The 19,747-nt window shown below is 44.4% G+C and carries 13 protein-coding genes; 5 read left to right on the top strand and 8 right to left on the bottom strand.

All coding sequences use genetic code 11. From position 1 onward, the window contains the following. The first annotated feature begins 136 nt into the window (after positions 1-136). Positions 137-3,835 carry a methionine synthase gene (gene metH, locus OW491_RS08505; RefSeq protein WP_290035663.1) on the top strand — a complete coding sequence of 1,233 codons (3,699 nt, stop codon included), beginning with the start codon at positions 137-139 and terminating at the stop codon, positions 3,833-3,835. A 554-nt stretch (positions 3,836-4,389) separates the two neighbouring features. Beyond that, a complete protein-coding gene (cfa, locus tag OW491_RS08500) occupies positions 4,390-5,595 on the top strand; it encodes a cyclopropane fatty acyl phospholipid synthase (RefSeq protein ID WP_215151741.1) in 1,206 nt (401 codons plus the stop codon). Positions 5,596-5,701: 106 nt separating this feature from the next. Here cfa and OW491_RS08495 read toward each other — a convergent pair whose 3' ends face one another. Further along, the gene (locus OW491_RS08495; RefSeq protein ID WP_290035560.1) at positions 5,702-7,618 is read right to left on the bottom strand and encodes a PhoX family phosphatase; all 1,917 of its coding nucleotides are present in this window, start codon (positions 7,616-7,618) and stop codon (positions 5,702-5,704) included. A 238-nt stretch (positions 7,619-7,856) separates the two neighbouring features. Here OW491_RS08495 and OW491_RS08490 point away from each other — a divergent pair, with 238 nt between their 5' ends. After that, the gene (locus tag OW491_RS08490; protein WP_290035558.1) at positions 7,857-8,456 is read left to right on the top strand and encodes a DUF6515 family protein; all 600 of its coding nucleotides are present in this window, start codon (positions 7,857-7,859) and stop codon (positions 8,454-8,456) included. 84 nt (positions 8,457-8,540) lie between these two features. On the opposite strand, the gene OW491_RS08485 is transcribed toward OW491_RS08490, so the two are convergent. The 5 genes from OW491_RS08485 to OW491_RS08465 all read right to left on the bottom strand — a co-directional run bounded on the left by OW491_RS08485 (position 8,541) and on the right by OW491_RS08465 (position 14,882). Next, the gene (locus tag OW491_RS08485; RefSeq protein ID WP_075172203.1) at positions 8,541-10,376 is read right to left on the bottom strand and encodes an ABC transporter ATP-binding protein; all 1,836 of its coding nucleotides are present in this window, start codon (positions 10,374-10,376) and stop codon (positions 8,541-8,543) included. A gap of 36 nt (positions 10,377-10,412) precedes the next feature. Further along, positions 10,413-11,702, bottom strand: coding sequence for an NAD(P)/FAD-dependent oxidoreductase (locus OW491_RS08480; RefSeq protein WP_215151744.1), 1,290 nt, complete (start codon positions 11,700-11,702; stop codon positions 10,413-10,415). Positions 11,703-11,911: 209 nt separating this feature from the next. Next, positions 11,912-12,535: a LysE family translocator gene (locus OW491_RS08475; protein WP_075178894.1), complete on the bottom strand. Its 624-nt coding sequence runs from the start codon at positions 12,533-12,535 to the stop codon at positions 11,912-11,914. Between the two features lie 163 nt (positions 12,536-12,698). Next, positions 12,699-12,872 (bottom strand): hypothetical protein, encoded by a 174-nt coding sequence (locus OW491_RS08470; RefSeq protein WP_170870329.1) that lies wholly within the window; start codon positions 12,870-12,872, stop codon positions 12,699-12,701. 183 nt (positions 12,873-13,055) lie between these two features. Beyond that, entirely contained in the window at positions 13,056-14,882 is a 1,827-nt protein-coding gene (locus tag OW491_RS08465) for an alpha/beta fold hydrolase (protein ID WP_290035556.1), read from the bottom strand. Between the two features lie 229 nt (positions 14,883-15,111). Here OW491_RS08465 and OW491_RS08460 point away from each other — a divergent pair, with 229 nt between their 5' ends. Further along, on the top strand, positions 15,112-16,368 hold the full coding sequence (locus tag OW491_RS08460) for a TMEM143 family protein (RefSeq protein WP_290035555.1): 1,257 nt from the start codon (positions 15,112-15,114) through the stop codon (positions 16,366-16,368). 28 nt (positions 16,369-16,396) lie between these two features. Here the strand turns inward: OW491_RS08460 and OW491_RS08455 are convergent, their stop codons facing one another. Both OW491_RS08455 and OW491_RS08450 read right to left on the bottom strand, forming a co-directional pair. Beyond that, on the bottom strand, positions 16,397-16,552 hold the full coding sequence (locus OW491_RS08455; RefSeq protein WP_290035554.1) for a hypothetical protein: 156 nt from the start codon (positions 16,550-16,552) through the stop codon (positions 16,397-16,399). Between the two features lie 35 nt (positions 16,553-16,587). Continuing rightward, a complete protein-coding gene (locus OW491_RS08450) occupies positions 16,588-17,487 on the bottom strand; it encodes an HDOD domain-containing protein (RefSeq protein ID WP_075178896.1) in 900 nt (299 codons plus the stop codon). Between the two features lie 296 nt (positions 17,488-17,783). Here OW491_RS08450 and ggt point away from each other — a divergent pair, with 296 nt between their 5' ends. Then, complete coding sequence (gene ggt, locus OW491_RS08445) at positions 17,784-19,565, top strand: gamma-glutamyltransferase (RefSeq protein WP_290035552.1); 1,782 nt, start codon at positions 17,784-17,786, stop codon at positions 19,563-19,565. Positions 19,566-19,747 lie beyond the last annotated feature (182 nt).

Below are 19,747 nucleotides of genomic sequence, written 5' to 3'. Positions count from 1 at the left end.
TATTCACTTAATGAACGCTTTTCATCAATTCTTGAAATGAACTCAGGTAATTGATACCTAAAATGTTTTATTATATGTCCCCTTTACGTTTCGCCATTTAGCTAGCCATCCAACAGGTAGTAATTGCATGTCTCAGATGATCACCGATCAACTAAACTCCATCCTCAAACAGCGCATCATGATCCTTGATGGCGGTATGGGCACTATGATTCAAGATTACAAACTTGAAGAAGCCGATTATCGTGGTGAGCGCTTTGCGGACTGGCCATGCGATGTAAAGGGTAACAACGACCTCTTAGTACTTTCTCAACCGCAGATCATTAAAGACATACACCGCAATTACTTGTTGGCCGGTGCTGATATTTTAGAAACCAATACCTTTAATGCCACGCAAATCGCCATGGCCGATTACGAAATGGAATCGCTAAGCCATGAGATAAACTTAGTAGCGGCGCAGCTAGCCAGGCAAGCCTGTGACGAAATCACCGCCCAAACACCTGAGCGTCCGCGCTTTGTGGCCGGCGTTCTCGGCCCTACTAACCGTACCTGCTCGATATCACCGGACGTCAATGATCCCGGTTATCGAAACGTGTCTTTTGATGAGCTTGTCGATGCTTATTACGAGTCTACTGATGGCTTAGTAAAAGGAGGCTCCGATTTAATTCTTATCGAAACTGTTTTCGACACACTCAACGCAAAAGCCGCGATCTTTGCTGTCGATAAATATTTTGACGAGAACAATGTACGGCTACCCGTTATGATTTCGGGCACCATTACGGATGCCTCTGGACGGACCCTATCTGGACAAACAACCGAAGCTTTCTGGAACTCAGTTAGTCATGCCAACCCTATTTCCATTGGCTTAAACTGTGCACTCGGCCCGAAAGAGCTGCGCCAATATGTACAAGAGTTGTCACGTGTTGCTAACTGTTTTGTCTCTGCGCACCCTAACGCCGGTCTGCCTAACGCTTTTGGTGAATACGATGAGTCTCCAGAAGAAATGGCACGCGAAATTAGTGAATGGGCGGAGTCAGGGTATCTCAATATTCTAGGTGGCTGCTGCGGAACAACACCCGAGCACATACGCGTTATACGTGAAGCTATTGAAAAATTTCCCCCTCGCGTAGTTCCTGATATTCCCCGAGAAGCGCGTTTGGCGGGCTTAGAGCCGATGAACATTGGTGCAGATACCTTGTTCGTTAACGTGGGTGAACGAACTAACGTTACAGGATCGGCGGCATTTAAGCGGCTTATTAAAGAAGGTGACTACGAAACAGCCTTAGATGTTGCTCGCCAGCAGGTAGAGAACGGCGCACAAATCATCGATATCAACATGGATGAAGGCATGCTTGATGCTGAAGCTGCCATGGAGCGTTTCTTAAAGCTCATCGCCTCTGAGCCGGATATTTCCCGTGTTCCAATTATGATCGACTCCTCCAAGTGGGAGGTAATTGAGGTCGGCCTTAAATGCATACAAGGCAAAGGGATTGTTAACTCCATTTCCATGAAAGAAGGCGTCGATAAGTTTATCGAACAAGCCAAACTGGTTCGCCGTTACGGTGCAGCAGTCATCGTGATGGCATTCGATGAAATCGGCCAAGCAGACACCTGTGAACGCAAAATTGAAATATGTGAAAAGTCTTACCGAATTTTAGTAGACGAAGTTGGCTTCCCTCCTGAAGACATCATCTTTGACCCTAACATTTTTGCTGTAGCTACAGGCATTGAAGAACATAACAACTACGCTGTCGATTTTATTGAGGCTACCGGCTGGATTAAGAAAAACCTGCCTTATGCAAAAATCTCAGGCGGTGTATCTAACGTGTCGTTCTCGTTTCGTGGCAACAACCCAGTGCGTGAAGCCATCCACTGTGTATTCTTATACCACGCCATCAAGCAAGGCATGGATATGGGTATCGTTAACGCAGGCCAGTTAGCCATTTACGACGATTTGCCAACCGAACTTAAAGATCTTGTAGAAGATGTCATCCTTAACCGCCGCGACGACTCAACCGAACGATTGCTAGACGTAGCCGAGCGCTACCGTGGAGATGGCTCAGCTGAAGCCGCCCCAGAGGCTCAAGAATGGCGCAGCTGGGAAGTCAACGCACGCTTATCACATGCGCTTGTAAAAGGGATAACAGAATTTATCGACGACGATGTAGAAGAATGCCGCCAAAACTATCCGCGCCCTATACAAGTTATTGAAGGTCCTCTCATGGACGGCATGGGTATTGTGGGCGATTTATTCGGCTCGGGTAAAATGTTCCTTCCACAAGTGGTTAAGTCTGCTCGCGTCATGAAAAAAGCAGTAGCTTACCTCATGCCATTTATTGAGGCAGAAAAAAGCGGAAATGAATCGAGCTCCGCCGGTAAAGTCGTGATGGCCACGGTTAAAGGCGACGTTCACGATATCGGAAAAAATATCGTCGGCGTAGTTTTACAATGTAATAACTTCGAAATAATAGACCTAGGCGTCATGGTTCCAGCTGAGAAGATTCTTACCACTGCCAGAGAAGAAAACGCGGATTTAATTGGCCTATCAGGATTGATTACCCCTTCATTGGATGAGATGGTACACGTCGCCAAAGAAATGCAGCGTCAAGGATTTGATATCCCGTTAATGATTGGTGGGGCTACTACATCCAAAGCTCACACAGCCGTTAAAATAGAACCGGCCTTCAAGCGAGATCAAGTGGTTCACGTAACCAACGCTTCACGTGCTGTTGGCGTTGCATCCGCCCTGTTATCCAAAGACAGAAAATCAATTTATATCAAAGAGATACAAGAAGATTATCAGAAAGCACGTGACCGTCACACCGCTCGTCAAAATGATAAGCGCCGCGTCAGTTTAGAAGCAGCTCGCACTAATAAATTTGTTGCCGACTGGGATAACTTCACGCCGGTTAAACCTGCACAACTTGGTGTGCAGGTTATTGACAATCTAGACCTTAATTTGCTGCGTGAATTTATTGATTGGAGTCCTTTTTTCCACGCCTGGGAATTAGCAGGCAGCTACCCACGCATCCTCACTGACAAAGTCGTTGGCGAAGAAGCCACTAAGTTGTTTGCAGATGCTCAAGAAATGCTAGACGACTTAATTTCAAACAAGAAGCTCCGCGCCCAAGGCGTGTATGGTTTATTCCCTGCTAATAGCGTCGATCATGATGACATAGAGCTATATACCGACGAGTCTCGCAGCGAAGTATTAATGACGCTTCATCACCTACGTCAGCAAACAGAGAAAGTCGCCGGTAAAGCCAATATGTGTCTAACGGATTTTATCGCCCCTAAAGACTCAGGCGTTAAAGACTACTTTGGCGCATTTGCTGTAACTGCTGGGCTCGGTGTTGATGAATTGGTAGCCGTGTATGAAGCTGATCATGATGATTACAACAGCATTATGGTTAAAGCGCTTGCGGATCGTTTAGCCGAAGCTTTTGCAGAATATTTACACCGCTTTGTTCGTAAAGAAGCATGGGGATATGCACCGGATGAAGACCTAGATAACCAAGCTCTGATAAAAGAAAAATATCAAGGCATTCGTCCTGCTGCTGGCTACCCAGCCTGCCCGGATCACACCGAAAAAGGGTTACTATGGAAGCTGCTGGATGTTGAAAACCGCACCGGCATTACAATTACTGAATCATACGCCATGTTACCAACGGCTGCCGTAAGCGGTTGGTACTTTAGCCATCCGCAAGCGCAATATTTTGGTGTGGCTAAGATTGGCGAAGACCAGCTAGATAGTTACGCCAAACGAACAGGGATGGATAAGCAAGAGGCTGAACGATGGCTTGCTCCCAACTTAGGGTACGAGCCAGAGGATACCTAATTAAGCATTAGGCACATCAACACAAGGTCATCATTAAGCACAAGGAGGTGCTAATGAAACACCTAACCACCCAAGGGCATTTGCAATCGCCCACTACCCCGCAGTTATTACGTCAAGTCACTCCTCTTTTACCGGAGGGGACTTATCCACGTTCTCAATACAGCCCAACCTAATCGCCACGTCAAAGCAACGGAATAATTTTATAAAAACGCGCAACAATCTGTTGCATAGCAGCATTTATTCCCGGCTTCGTTGTAAATTAAAGGATCACAAGTTTACGCAAGCGCACAAAACTCATCATGTTTGTGTATAAGTTTGATAAAAATGTGATCATTAAATACGCTTTTTTAAGCGACTAAACCAACAACATTCACTGCAGTGATAAGTGGAGATGCCGATTATTTATTAATCCCCGACATTGATACAGCTATTTACACGAGCTTAAGCCCAGCATTTAGCCATCCTTTACCACTGCGCACTGATATGGTTGCCAACGGCATACCAGCCTATTCTTTTAGACGTATTTGATATGCAGATACAACAAGGAGATTACCATGGCAGTGACTGCTGATCGTATAACACGGGAATTTTCGCCCAACAGCCCCTCTACTCCTAACCATCGCGAAATGGTTATAGACTCCACTCGTAAGGCCGAATATTGGTTAGCAAAACAACTGGATAAAGCGGGCATTACTCTCAACGGCTCAAACCCTTGGGATCCACAAATACATAATCGACAAGTTTTTCATCGCGTCCTATCCGAAGGTTCGATAGGAATCGGCGAAAGCTATATGGATGGCTGGTGGGACTGCGAGCAAGTTGATGAACTCATGACTCGTGCCATGACCGCACAGCTTGATGAAACGCTAACAGGCCGCTGGACGTTCATTAAACACTGGTTAGCTGCTCGCCTGATGAACCGTCAATCCATCAAACGTGCATTCCAAGTTGGAGAACAGCACTATGATGCGGGTAACGACCTTTATACAGCCATGCTCGATCCAACCATGGCCTACTCATGTGGTTATTGGCAGGAAGCAAACAGCTTGCATGAAGCGCAACTGGCAAAATTAAATCTAGTTTGTCAAAAGCTTCAACTCAAACAGGATGATTCCGTTTTAGAAATAGGATGCGGTTGGGGAAGCTTCGCCGAACTCGCAGCGACCCGCTATGGAGCTAAAATAACAGGCTTGACCATATCGAAAGAACAGAAACGTTTAGCCGATGAACGATGTAACCACCTGCCCGTGGACATATTGCTTCAAGATTACCGTCACCATGACGGCCTGTACGACAAGCTTGTTTCAATTGGTATGTTTGAACATGTTGGACAAAAGAATTACGACACCTATATGCGATCGGCTCATCGCCTAATGAAAGATGAGGGCATTTTTGTTTTACATACAATTGGCAAAGATAAATCTGATTTAGGGACAGATCCTTGGATCGACAAATATATTTTTAGAAATGGTGCCATACCTTCATTACGCCAGATAAGCGCAGCATGCGAGCCTTATTTTGTCGTCGAGGATGTACATAATTTTGGGCAGGATTACGACCGTACATTAATGGCGTGGCATGACAATTTTGAGCGCGCCTGGCCAATGCTATCTACCGCTTATGATAATCGGTTTTATCGGATGTGGAGCTATTACTTAAAATGCTGTGCAGGCTCATTCCGCAGCCGATCTCTGCAGTTATACCAAGTCGTCCTTCGTAAACGTTTAACGCCAATGGACCGCTATAAAAGTCCACGCTAGAGATAAACCGCTGATCTTTTAGCAGCCTTAAAAAACTAAGGGCAGATTGCTCTGCCCTTAGTTACCATCGTTAAGATGAAGCCAATGATGGCTTAAGCTTAAGTGCTTAAGCTCCAATAACACCGCCATCTTCACGTGTGATCACCAAGATACTCGAACGAGGCTTACCGCCGTCCAAGTAATCTGGGAAACCTTTTGTTGGGTGCTGAATGCCAACAAACATAGCTCGATTATCATCTGCAAACGTTAAACCTGTTACCTCACATCCAACAGGCCCTACCAAAAAGCGTCTGATTTCAGCTGTACTAGGATCTGCACACAACATTTGGTTGTTGCCTTGACCAGCAAAATCACCTTCATTGCTCATATCACCATCAGTAAGCACCCATAAACGGCCGCCTTTATCAAAGCCAATACCATCAGGGCTATTGAACATGTTATCTGCTGTGATATTTTTGCTGCCTGCATATAGTGTATCAGGATGAACTGTAGGGTTACCCGCAAGCAAGAACAAATCCCATACAAATGTATCTGCTGTATGATCATTACCCGCAGCTGACCAACGTATGATTTGACCATAGTGGTTGCTTTGACGAGGGTTAGCCGCATTAAGTGGCTGGTTCTCTTTATTACCACGGTGCTTGTTGTTAGTTAACGTACAGAAGACTTGTCCGGTAGAAGGATTATGAGTAATCCACTCAGGACGGTCCATTGTCGTCGCTTTAACATGTTTTGCAGCTTTACGCGTATTCACAAGGATAGAAGCTTGGTCAGCAAAGCCATTTTCTTTAGTCAGACCGTTCTGGCCATGTACTAACGCGATCCATTCGCCTTTACCGTCATGTTCACCCAGTTCACCATTAAACTTAGCTACATATAATGTACCCTCGTCTAATAAATCACGATTAGCTGACGGGTTATTTGGTTGATATTTGTTCTTAGAAACAAAGCGATAAATATGTTCGCCGCGCTCATCATCACCCATGTATACAACAATATGGCCATCACCGTTGACCACAACTTCAGCATTCTCATGCTTGATGCGGCCCAGAGCTGTACGCTTTTTAGGTGTTGAAGTTGGATCAAAAGGATCTATTTCTACCACCCAGCCAAAGCGATTGGCTTCATTTGGGTTCTTAGCCAAATCAAAGCGGTCGTCGTACTTCCACCATTTGTTTTTACTTTCATCCGCTTTTGCGCCATAAAATTCGGCTAACTCAGCGGGTAGTTTCTCTGCATCAGAGGCGCCAAAGTAGTTATGGAAGTTCTCTTCACAAGTAAGGTACGTTTCCCAAGGGGTTTGACCGTTGGCACAGTTATTTATAGTTCCGAGCGCTTTAGTACCTGTTTTGTCGGCCATCGTTTTTAACAAGTCATGGCCAGCTGCGGGCCCTGTGATCTCAAACTCACTGTTGGCATGCAGACGACGGTTCATTTTCGAGTCTTTCACATAGTGCCATTGGTGGTTGCTATCACGCTTAAGCTCGACAATTGTCACACCATGAGCAGCTTGCAACTTGGCTACGTCTTCTGCCGAACCTGTTTCGTCCGCCGAGATAACAATCTTGTTGTTGGTATATTCGTTGTTAACCGCTAACACAGCACGGTCAGGGATAATATTGCCAGCTTCATCTTTTAAGTGGAACAACGTCATACCGTCGGTGTTATCACCAAACTGCATGGCTTGATCTTTAGCTGTTTGCTTGCCCGAATGATCAAAAGCAGGTGCTCCTGGCAATACTGGATCACCCCAAGCCATTAACACCGTATGGCGGTAACCTTGCGGCAACTTTATAGCATCTTCTGTAGATGCCGGTATGCCTTCAAAACCAATAAGCTTACTACTAGCCATCGTATCAGCTACGGCTTTGGCCATTGGGGATAAAGTAAAGAATCCAACGATACCTGTTGCCATTGCACCCTTCAGAAGGCTGCGACGGCTAATAGCCTTATCGACTAATGTATCGAAATCGGTTGTTTCAATTGAATCTGTTGGCTGCGCATTCACGTCATTTGGGTTCATGTCTATCACCTCATTATAGTTGCGCAAATCCTACCCAAATTAGGTGACAAAAAAATTACACGCTAATAACCGATTGTAAAAACTTGATAGTTAACAATTGTTAACATTACTTTGCCTTGATCTCCTAGTCGCAAAAGACCTACTTCAATAGGATGGAATCATCAGTAACGCACTTATCAGTTCTTTACTGGTCATAATGTTTATGAATAGACGACTTCATGATTCGAGAGGCTTACTTATGTTTAACATGACAACCAACCGCCAATTAAAAACGAAGAAGATTTCCCTCAAACGGGCAATGTTGGCCTTGTCTTTTACCTCCGTACTAGCTGTCGCTTTTTCCGCCACTACTGCCAAGGCTGACATCAAGGTAGGAGCAAACATTACTATTCCTTTCAGTAACGCGATGGTCAATATACAGGTAGGTGATCTTCTTTATGGGTTTTATGAGGGAAGCTTTTACCGACCTACCGGCAAAGGACGCTATCGCTTAGTAGAAGCTCCAATCGGCGCCGTGATACCTGTGCTGCCTAAAGGGTATAAACGAGAAGCAAACCATTTTAAATACGGTAATGTCTACTACTTACAAACCCCTAATGGCTATCGCGTCATCAACCATTCAACCAAAACCGTAATACGCGACTCTAATGGCTTCAAAGACCAGAAAGCACATCATTCTGATAAGAATAAACACCAAAAAAATGCATACAATAACAGCAAGAACGGCCACGGAAAATCAGCCAAGGATCGCAAGGAGAAAGGCCGGAATGACTCACGCTCTAAAAGCGGCTTCCAAAAAGATAACCGTCAATACTCATCTTACGGGGAAAGACATTAATGTGATGTAATGATCGCGCACTAACGACAAACGGCCCACATGGGCCGTTTTAATAAGGGTGAGTTCATTAATTTGTTTGACACATTACTCTGAGTCTAACCCTAAAAAGCCACCGGTTTGGTGTGCCCAAAGCTGAGCATATATCCCTTTACTCGCGATCAATTCACTGTGCGTGCCTTGCTCAACAATTTGTCCTTTATCCATTACAATCAATCGGTCCATAGCCGCGATGGTCGATAGTCGATGCGCAATAGCAATCACCGTTTTACCTTCCATTAAACGATACAAACTGGCCTGAATAGCGGCTTCTACTTCAGAATCGAGAGCGGAGGTCGCTTCGTCGAGTACGAGTATAGGTGCGTCTTTAAGAAGCACACGTGCAATAGCTATTCGTTGGCGTTGGCCACCCGAAAGTTTAACACCGCGCTCACCGACTTGGGCGTCCAGCCCTACGCGACCATGAGGGTCTGTCAGCGTAGACACAAAATCAACAGCTTCTGCTCGTGTCAACGCATCTTGCAGATCCGCTTCATTGGCATCAGGTCGGCCATATAAAATATTATCGCGTACTGATCGGTGTAAAAGTGACGTGTCTTGCGTCACCATACCAATCTGCTGGCGTAATGATTCTTGTGACATTTGGCTAATGTCTTGCCCATCGATCAATATGCGGCCTGATTCAACGTCATAGAAACGCATAAGCAGATTTACCAATGTTGACTTACCAGCACCAGAGCGGCCAACAACGCCTATTTTTTCGCCGGCTTTTATAGAGAGGTTTAAATTATCTAATACACCCGAACCTTTTCCATAATGGAATTTAACATGATCAAAGGTTACAGCGCCGTGCTGCACATGTAAGGTTTTAGCATCAGATAAATCTTGTACTTCTAGGGGCTTAGATAACGTAGCCATACCATCCGTTACTGTGCCTATATTTTCAAACAAAGCACTTATTTCCCACATGATCCATTGCGCCATACCATTAATACGCAACGCCAAACTAATCGCTACCGCTATTTCACCAATCGTTATTGCATTTAATGTCCATAGCCATACAGAGGTGGCCGCAACAACAAACGCTAATAAATAGTTGATGAATTGAACAAAGAAATTCAATCCGGTTACTAACCGCATTTGATGGTAAACGGTTTTTAGAAAGCCGCGCATCCCCTCTTCTGCATAGTCAGATTCACGATCAGTATGTGAAAACAGCTTAACCGTTTGAATATTGGTGTAACTATCTACAATACGCCCCGTCATCAAGCTTCGAGCATCGGCTTGATCAGTCGAGACTTTGCGCAGCTTGGGCACAAAGTAAACTTGGATACAGACATAGCAAACTAACCAAAGGAGCATTGGCAAGATTAATCGCCAGTCAGATTGCGCTACCAGAAAAACAATAGAGACAAAATAAACCACGATGAACATCAGTACATCGAGCAATTTCATAACGGTTTCACGGATAGCTAACGACGTTTGCATGACCTTGGTAGAAATTCGGCCAGCAAAGTCATTACCGTAAAAAGAAACACTTTGCTTCAATAAGTACCGGTGTGATAACCAACGGATCCGCATAGGGTAATTGCCCAATAGCGTCTGATGGACGATCAAACCATGAAGCAATACAAGCGCTGGAAGGAAGATAATGACCATAAAGGCCATTCCCCATAAACGCCCGCTTTCTTCTTGCAAGAGCGTATCCGGGTTTTTAGCGATCAGCCAGTCAACCAAATCCCCCATAAACCCAAATAATGCAACTTCGGTCATTGCGATAGCGCCAGACAACAACGCCATTAAAATCAGGTAACGCTCTGCGCCTTTTGTGTAATGACGACAAAAAGCCAGCAGCCCTTTGGGCGGTTGCGTCGGTTCGTGTGAAGGAAACGGCGCAATTAACCGCTCAAAAAATGAAAACATAAATTACTCAGTCAAAAAAATTACTACACGGGCCAATCAGTGCAGTTTCATTTTAGGTTTAACAGTACGGCCAATCTTTTGGGCCAACATAATCGCAGAGGCACGCAACCAGCCATGAACTGCAAATTGGTGCATACGGTATAGTGAGACATAAACAATACGGGCTAAACGCCCCTCAACAAACATAGTCCCCTTACTCAAATTGCCCATCAAGCTACCAACCGTGCTGTAACGGCTTAAGTTAACCAAAGAGCCATGGTCTTTATATACATAGTCTTTCAGCGGTTTATTGTGCTGTTGTGCAATTAAGTTTTTGAGTACTTGGGTTGCCATTTGATGTGCTGATTGAGCCCGTGGCGGGACCCATTTTCCATCAGCTTGCTGGCAACCACAACAATCACCAATGACAAACACATCATCGCTGATAGTGCTTTGCAACGTTGGTTTGACTAGAATCTGTCCCATTCTATTGGTTTCAAACAAACCCATTTTGGTTATGAATTCAGGCGCTTTAACACCTGCAGCCCATACCATCATATCAGCATTAATATGCTCATCTTCATTTGCCGCAAAACCCAGTTCAGTCGCACTGGTAACTTTCGTATTTTCTCGTACATTAACGCCTAATTTAACCAGCTCTTGTTTAGCAGAAGCGGCAATGCGCTCTGGTAATGCGGGAAGGATTCGAGGCCCGGCTTCGATAAGCGTTAACTTTAAGCGTTGTTTAGTCATAGCCGGTAAGCCATAAATTTTCAGCAAGTCAGCCACATGATACATCTCTGCGGCTAACTCTACTCCTGTTGCCCCACCACCTACGATGGCTAAATGCAGCAAACTATCGTCAGGGCTTTGGTCCATTCGTAAAAACTGGTTCAATAAGGCTTTGTGAAACTTCTCAGCTTGGCTTTGTGAATCAAGAAAAAAACAATGATCAGACACGCCTGGCGTGCCAAAATCGTTACTGACACTTCCAACGGCGAGTACTAGCTTATCGAAGTGGAGCTTACGCTCGCCCACAATTTGCTTTTTATTCTCATCAACCAAAGGCGCTAAGGTGATGTACTTTTCCTCATTATTCATTGAGGTCATAGTACCTAGCTTAAAATCATAATGATGACGACTAGCATGAGCACGATAAATAACTTCGTCGGTACTCGTGTCCAGAGCACCAGTGGCAACTTCATGTAAAAGAGGCTTCCAAATGTGCGTTCTATTCTTATCAACCAAAATAATTTTAGCTTTTTTCTTCCTGCCTAACTTGTGACTGAGGCTGGTAACAAGCTCTAAGCCGCCTGCTCCTCCGCCAACAACAACGATGGTTTCCATAATCTGACCCTCAAATGTATTCAGGAAAACGCAATCCATGTCTCAGCAATTTATAAACAGAAATTTGAGAAGAATTAGACGTTTGCCTCAACGCTTTTAATAATGTGATCGATGTCTGAAAACTAACGGCTTATATGGCTTAAAACAAGTAAACAACCTATTTAATCAATAAATACTTTCGTCCTGAATGTATATGTATTTCTTCTTTCTTAGCCAAAGGCCAACCAAATACCAACACCCATCATTAACGTACCTGCTATTCGGTTCATCAAACGAACATTCCCACTCTTCATTAAAAAACGACGTAATGTTTGCCCACCACTGGCATACCCTAGCAAACAAAAAAATTCGATAAGCAGTATTAGGCTAATTAACAGTAATAACTGAGTTGGCATTTCTTTATCTGGGTTAATAAACGGTGGAAGTAGCGAGATAAAAAATGCCCAGCCTTTGGGGTTAGCAATGGCCGTTATAAACCCTTGCGAGACCAACGCGGACCGCTTAACCAGTGGCTGTGACTCTATATCCGAAGGGATCGCCATTTTGCCTCGTGAGCACCACATTTGGTAACCGAGATAAAATAAATAGGCACCGCCAATGTATTTAAAGACTGTAAAGACTGATGGATAGTTTAGCATCATGGCAGCGGCCCCTATGACAGCTAATGTTGCCACTAGTCCTACACCCACCAGTTCACCTAGCATCATCCACATTGTGCGGCGAACACCAATCGTCATACCCATAGTCATAGACAGTGTCATACACATTCCTGGGGTTGCCGATACAAATAAAAATGTTGGAATAAAAACGGCTAATATGGATATTTCTAACATGGCCTACTCGCGATACCGAATTTAATAGGCTGCTACTTTACACCAAATCCCTACCTCAAAGTCAGCCTAAATCATTGAAGAAATAGCAATACATCGTTGCTTTGAACGCTATTTTTTGAATAAAAAAAACCTGCCAATTGGCAGGTTCAAAATGGAGAGGTAACTAGGTGCGTTTAAGATTAGAACCAAACAGTGTTGAGATGGCGTCGACATACCAATGCGCGGCCCCAAACCAATCATCAATAGACTCTGATTCGAATACGCGCTCAATGTACGCATCTAAAAGAGACTGTTGCTGCTCCAACCAGTTTTCTGGTTGACGAATTTTCGAATCCATAAAAGTACCTAATAATCCCGGAGAGTTGTACAAACAACATCAAGGAATGTTTACAAACAGGCCCACAAGTAAGCCAATGAGTGTATTATACTTAGGTCTATTGTGCGCCGCAACATCTTTTATAGATATTTTGTACTTTTTTAGTACCCATTGTTTACAGGGTAATTGATGCAGTCGTGCTCCTTAACGTTGTAGGACATAGGTCCCTGGCGCATCACACAACCCCCTGTCGTGCCACTGAGTGCTTAAACTTTGATGGTTTTGCTGTGGTGCGGAATGCTCTGCCAACCAAGTGTGCCATCGCGGCCACCAAGAGCCTTCAACTGGACTATTCTGGCTGATCCAAGAATCGGGGTCGATATACCTGTCAGCTTCATTTTGTCGTGCAATGCGGTAATGACGATGCTTATGCCCTGGTTCACTAACGATTCCCGCATTATGCCCCCCGCTCGTCAGCACAAAAGTCACTTCTGGGCTATCCGAGATTAAGTGAATTTTATAAACCGATTGCCAAGGCGCCACATGATCTTTTTCCGTACCTACGGAAAAGATTGGAACATGAATATCACTTATTGCGATCGGCTTTTCATCAACAATATAGCGACCAGAACTCAGATCGTTATTCAGGAAGAGCCGACGAAGATACTGGGAATGCATTTTATAAGGCATGCGCGTTAAATCGCTATTCCATGCCATTAAGTCATTCATGGTCGATGGTTCACCTAACAGATATTGGTGCACGATTCTTGACCATATGAGATCGTTAGACCTTAAAATCTGAAAAGCTCCGGCCATTTGAGAGCCATCGAGTACGCCTTGGTCCCACATCATTTTCTCAAGATAGGAAATTTCACTCTCGTTGGTAAACAGCATAAGCTCGCCAGCCTCCGAAAAATCAACTTGCGCAGCAAAATGCGTCATGCTTTTAAGTCGATCATCGCCATCTCGTGCCATGGTGGCGGCGGCAATAGAAAGCAAAGTCCCCCCCAAACAATAACCGGCCGCATGAATTTTAGTATCAGGGCATCGAGAGCTAATGGCATCAATCGCCTTCATGACGCCTTGCTCTTGATAATCGATCATTTCAAGGTTTCTGTCATCCGAGGTAGGATTGAACCAAGAGATCATGAATACCGTATGGCCTTGATCAACTAGGTATTTAACCATTGAGTTATAGGGTGAAAGATCCAAAATATAATATTTCATGATCCACGCAGGCACTATCAAGACAGGCTCCGGATAAAGCATCTGAGTTGTCGGTGTATATTGAATTAACTCCATTATATGGTTGCGATAAACCACTTTGCCCGGTGTCACAGCAACCTGCTGCCCCGGAATAAACTGTTCTGTACCTGCAGGAGGTTTGCCTGATGATTGCCGCTCAATATCATCCATTAAATTCTGCAAACCGGTGATTAAATTGGCCCCTCCTTGCTCCAGCGTGACTTGCAAAACTTCGGGATTTAACAATGGCATATTACTAGGCGAGTAACGGTCCAAAATCTGGCGGGCTATAAATGATATGCTGCGCTCATCCTCAGCGGATAAGCCGTCTATGTTGGTGGTCGCATTGTGCCACCATTGCTGAGTAAGCAAAAAGTTTTGTTGTATAAAATTAAATGGCCAGCGACTCCAGCCTGGATGGCTAAAACGGTGGTCTTGCGGCAAGGGTTCAATACAACAAGGAGCGCCATCTTGCATAGCGCTTTGAAGATAACGTGACGAGCGATAAGCCTTCCTGATACCTTTTTCAACCAGTTCTACTTGCTTACCTGGCGACAAAGCAAGATGAGAAAGCCATGTGTAATATAGGCTACTCAACCCTGCGGGAGATATTCCAGCAGTTGACCGAGCCAACCCAGCTTTATAAGCGTTATCAATGGCTTTGAAAGAGAAATATTGGTAATCATCATGTTCGACTGCAGGTTTGAGGGTACTATCAATAAAATCGGTGTAAGCCTTGATGGCAGACCTTTGCGGTAAAGCAACTAAATTCGTTTGAGCGTCCATCTGACTCTCCTGTCAGTTGAGTGGCGTAGTACTATTATCAATTAGCCTCTCGCTATACAACTTGATCTGAATCAGCCCTTGCTTTTAATTCATGCAGCTGTAGCTGATTTAATAACAACCTATCTGGCTCAGATACATTTTCCATTTACTTGTTCCCAAGAATACTTATGCTTTAACGCTAGTACTGTTAGAATTGCGCCCCCAATGGAGCCAGACCAGCACTCATACTATGGAAAACCGCACAGCCGATTTAATGAAGTTCATCCCATTTCGCAAATCCGATCTAATCGAAATGTGTTTAGCACAAAACGATCTTGATAAAGCCCAAAGGCAACAATTTAGGCAAATTGCAGGACAATTAACGCGGTTCATTCATGCTTCCTTCCATACACAAACAGAGCAGCTTAAAGATACTTTTTCTCGCATTAACCCCGATGCTGACACCCAACAGGTGGAATTGCCAGCTACAATGCACCACGAGCCATTGTCGTTTGTTGATCAATTGAAGGATTTATTGATCAAAGCGAACTACGAACAAATTTCAGAATCCACGCTCAATAGGGCATTAGATGAGGCGTCTCTGTTTAAAGTCCAGTTACAAGTTGATTTTGATGACTTTGCCGAGGTGTTGCTGTTTTCGCGCAGTGAGCGCAGCGCTTATGAAGACGTTCCTCGTTTTTTTGGCTTATCTAAAAAACGCATAGAGTTCACGACTTATGAACGCGTAGCAATTTATATCCGTTTAAACGAACACCTTAATGAAGAGCGACAAAAAGCGTTGGGGCTAGAGCCAGGCGGAGTGGTTTTAAAATTATTCAAAAACGTACCCAAAGCCGATTTAGAAATGCTATTTCCAAATACGCAAATACGGATGCGCCTATTAGATAAGCTGCTTATTGGAGTGCCCGCCGCCATCAGCGGAGGGATTGTAATCACCACCAAGCTAGGCGGTTCGCTAATATTATTGGGTTCTTTATTGGGCTTCTGGTTGGGCTTACATAACGCAGAAGTTACGATCGATAACACAGCACTCATCGCGTTATTTGCGGGCATAGGCGCACTTGGCAGCTATCTATTTAAACAGTTTAACAATTTTAAAAACCGCAAGTTACGGTTTGTTCAATCGCTAACAAAAAACCTATATTTTAAAAATTTAGATAATAATGCTGGCGTATTCCATCGTTTAATTGATGAAGCAGAAGAAGAGGAATGCAAAGAGGCTATACTGGCGTACTATTTTTTACTAACTTCTCCTATTCCGCTTCATGAAGAGCAACTCGATAGCGCTATTGAAACTTGGTTAAAAGAGCGCTGGGTGGCCAACATTAATTTCGAGATCTGCGATGCCATGCGCAAGCTAGTGCAAATGGGGCTTGTTACAAAAAATGATGACAGCTCTTTAACAGCTCTGCCTCTAGAAAAAGCAAAACGGCAACTTGATTTGTTATGGCTAAAAATGGGGAATGGTACAGAGGTGCTCAACTAAAACTAAGAGCTTCCAGCAGAAACCTGTTTTAAGTAGCCGCCATGCCGCCATTTAAAACAGGCCACTGCTGGCCTTTATGCTTGCGAGTATCCCCGCGCTTTAACTGTCTCTTTTTGTCTTTAAAAACAGCACTTTTCTGATAATTTACGGCATGCTTTGCTACCAAGTTCTTTGTTTTATTCATAGTCCAACCCACCTATAAAAAATGCATATATTGGGTTACTGACCAATACTTTCAAGCAATTGCTGGCACTTTTGATACAAGGCAGGTAAAGCATCTACAAAGATTTTGATAGGCAAAGAGGCGCTTACAATTTCAGGTCTTAAGCAATTAACCTGAACATAATCGTATAACTTTTCGTTTGTCCAATCTTCCCAATCCGGGTGTTTGGCCAGCAACGCACTCACATGATCTGTAAAGGTCATGAGGATAATCAGCTCTCTAAACTCCTTTGGTAACTTTGCATTGTTACAAACCGTGTAATGATGGTGATGGCGTGTAGTATTACAAATCAGTTCAGGCATACGCCAGCGCCGACACGCTAAGTACCCTACTTCACAATGGTTATAGCCTAAGGTAGCCGTTTCTACTTCAGGATGTTCCTGAGGTGTAGCCCAACTAGATGCAACCGTTGCTTCAAGTGCATCTGGCACTATATCCATCATTACGAAACGACCTAAGTCGTGAAATAAACCGGCCAAATAGGCTGTTTCAGGATTAACAGTGAACGTAGGAGCCGTGCGGCACAAAAAAGAGCTAAACGTGGCCACTTGTATAGAATGTCGCCACAGCTGTTTACTGTCATCCGTTTTAGGCACAAATACTTTAGCTACAGACTTTGCGGTAAGTAGGTTAACAACACGCAAAGCACCCACTCGTGTAAGTGCTGTCTTTAAATTAGTTATTGCGTGATTAGGTGACGAGCTAGCCGAATTAGCATAACTGATAATGAAGCTTGCCAGAGGCGGATCCGCCTTTGCCAGACCAAGTACCATCTCATAGTACTTTTCATCATTTTGGTCGTGAGTCATTAGCTCAAAAAGTACATTAGGGAGCAACGGCAAACGCTCGATATGCTGGTGAATATACTTTAAGTCGGCTACCGCTTGTTTGTGCATGTGCTTTTAGGTTCCTAACAATCGCCTGCAACGCTTGCTGATTGATATCGCGTCATTTCTTTTAATAAGTTATCGGTCCCGATAGCTATTTATTGAGTAAAACCCTTCATAACGAACATTATAGACCTTTAAAGACTCGGTTATCACATTAAGTCATCTATCGCTTCACAGACTTACCTATAAGGCAGTACATTAAAAGCTATGCTTTCATGCTAATCCTATCAATACCCATGAAAGGTTTAGCTTTCCCTAGACGGCCATTTTCATATAGAACAGAGGTTTTCATGGACAGATTAATGCCCCTTTATTCAAATAAGCCAACATCACCTCTCATAAAAAAAAGAATTGCTAGCCTTGTCGCTCCCTTATTGGTGTTCTCTGTATCCAGTGCAGTAGCCCAACAGTCTGACTACATAGAACCCGAGCAGGCATCAGGTTTACACATAACAGCAAGCCAAACTGGAAAAGAGTTTATGTTAGCCACAGCCAACCCGTTGGCTACTCAAGCGGGGTTCGATGTTTTAGCTAAGGGTGGCAGTGCCATCGATGCCATGGTATCTGTACAAGCCGTACTGGGCCTCGTTGAACCGCAATCCTCTGGGTTAGGAGGCGGAGCATTTTTAGTTTATTACGACGCTAAAAACAAAAAACTAACGACCTACGATGGCCGTGAAACTGCGCCTAGTAACGCAACTCCAGAACTTTTTATGGAGAACGGTGAACCCTTAGCTTTTTATGATGCTGTTGTCGGTGGTCGCTCTGTAGGCACCCCCGGTACCGTTAAGTTAATGTACGATACTCATCAAAAATACGGCAAACAGCTTTGGGAATCATTACTGGAACCCGCCATTACACTAGCTAAGGAGGGGTTTTCAGTCTCTCCACGCCTTGCAGGGGCCATAGCGGATGATAAAGAGAGACTCAGCCGATACACAGATACTCAACAATACTTCTTTACCCCGCAAGGAGCCCCACTACCCGCTGGCTACCTCTTAAAAAATCCTGAGTACGCAGAAACACTGTCATTATTAGCCGCTGAGGGGGCTGATGCGTTTTACACAGGCAGCCTTGCTGAATCTATTGCTAAAAAAGTTCAAACGGCCAAAGACAATCCTGGGGTTCTGAGCAAAGAAGACTTAGCAAACTATAACATCATTGAGCGGGCTCCTGTGTGTGCCCCCTACCTGAGCTATGAAGTGTGTGGCATGGGTCCACCTAGCTCTGGCGCATTAACCGTTGGCCAAATACTCAGCATGACTACCTCGTTTGATTTAAAACAATGGGGGCCAAATCATCCTAATAGTTGGCAAGTTATAGGGGATGCGACTCAATTGGCATTTGCTGATCGTGGCTTGTACATGGCAGATAGCGATTTTGTTACTATGCCTGTTGGTTTACTAGATAAAAATTACCTTGCTGAACGCGCCCGCCTTATCACCCCCGGCGCTCCATTAAGCAAAGCAGAACCCGGGCAGCCTACTTGGAAAGATAAAGCCGTTGCCTTAGCCCAAGACCAAGCCATTGAATTACCTTCAACAAGCCACTTTGTAATTATTGATAACAAAGGGAATGTCGTATCCATGACAACCACCATTGAAAATGGCTTTGGCTCACGGCTCATGACAAACGGGTTCCTTTTGAACAACGAACTGACTGACTTTTCGTTTGTACCTAAAGCCGATGGTAAGCTTGTCGCTAATCGAGTAGAGCCTAACAAACGACCTCGCTCGTCAATGTCCCCTACTATTGTTATGAAACAGGGCCAACCTGTTCTGGCCATTGGCTCCCCCGGTGGCTCCCGAATTATTAGCTACGTGTCAAATGCACTCATCAGGCATTTACTCTGGGACGAGCCTTTACAAGACTCATTGAACAACCCGCATCTGATCAACCGTTTTGGCACTTATGACATAGAAGAAGGCCCATCAGCAGACCAATTAGCCACTTCTTTACAGGAGATGGGTTATAAAGTTAACCGCCGAGCTCTTAATTCAGGCCTCCATGCCATTAAAATCACACCGGATCAGTTAATCGGTGCAGCCGACCCCCGACGAGAAGGCGTCGTTATGGGACGGTAGTTACAACCCTTGTGTTTAAAGCGGCCTTTAATAATTGTTAAAGGCCGCTAAGCTCTATGTTCGCGCAACTCTCTCAATCGTCCTCACACCCTCGCTTTCAATATTATCTAGCGCTTCGTGTTCTCCCACAACAGAGCCTTTCATAGCACCACCGACAGATACAAATGAGAAACAATTGCATT

It is taken from the genome of Neptunomonas sp. CHC150 (genome assembly GCF_030397555.1).
In the GTDB taxonomy this organism is placed as follows: Bacteria; Pseudomonadota; Gammaproteobacteria; order Pseudomonadales; family Balneatricaceae; genus Neptunomonas; species Neptunomonas phycophila.
The sequence above is the reverse complement of the archived record's forward strand: the minus strand, read 5'-3'. Positions and strand labels throughout refer to the sequence as shown.

What these genes read in the sequence shown, in the direction of transcription:
- OW491_RS08465 (WP_290035556.1), bottom strand. Translation starts at nt 14,882, where the DNA reads ATGGACGCTCAAACGAATTTAGTTGCTTTACCGCAAAGGTCTGCCATC.
- cfa (WP_215151741.1), top strand. Translation starts at nt 4,390, where the DNA reads ATGGCAGTGACTGCTGATCGTATAACACGGGAATTTTCGCCCAACAGC.
- OW491_RS08480 (WP_215151744.1), bottom strand. Translation starts at nt 11,702, where the DNA reads ATGGAAACCATCGTTGTTGTTGGCGGAGGAGCAGGCGGCTTAGAGCTT.
- OW491_RS08455 (WP_290035554.1), bottom strand. Translation starts at nt 16,552, where the DNA reads ATGAATAAAACAAAGAACTTGGTAGCAAAGCATGCCGTAAATTATCAG.
- OW491_RS08460 (WP_290035555.1), top strand. Translation starts at nt 15,112, where the DNA reads ATGGAAAACCGCACAGCCGATTTAATGAAGTTCATCCCATTTCGCAAA.
- OW491_RS08470 (WP_170870329.1), bottom strand. Translation starts at nt 12,872, where the DNA reads ATGGATTCGAAAATTCGTCAACCAGAAAACTGGTTGGAGCAGCAACAG.
- metH (WP_290035663.1), top strand. Translation starts at nt 137, where the DNA reads ATGATCACCGATCAACTAAACTCCATCCTCAAACAGCGCATCATGATC.
- OW491_RS08495 (WP_290035560.1), bottom strand. Translation starts at nt 7,618, where the DNA reads ATGAACCCAAATGACGTGAATGCGCAGCCAACAGATTCAATTGAAACA.
- OW491_RS08485 (WP_075172203.1), bottom strand. Translation starts at nt 10,376, where the DNA reads ATGTTTTCATTTTTTGAGCGGTTAATTGCGCCGTTTCCTTCACACGAA.
- ggt (WP_290035552.1), top strand. Translation starts at nt 17,784, where the DNA reads ATGCCCCTTTATTCAAATAAGCCAACATCACCTCTCATAAAAAAAAGA.
- OW491_RS08450 (WP_075178896.1), bottom strand. Translation starts at nt 17,487, where the DNA reads ATGCACAAACAAGCGGTAGCCGACTTAAAGTATATTCACCAGCATATC.
- OW491_RS08475 (WP_075178894.1), bottom strand. Translation starts at nt 12,535, where the DNA reads ATGTTAGAAATATCCATATTAGCCGTTTTTATTCCAACATTTTTATTT.
- OW491_RS08490 (WP_290035558.1), top strand. Translation starts at nt 7,857, where the DNA reads ATGTTTAACATGACAACCAACCGCCAATTAAAAACGAAGAAGATTTCC.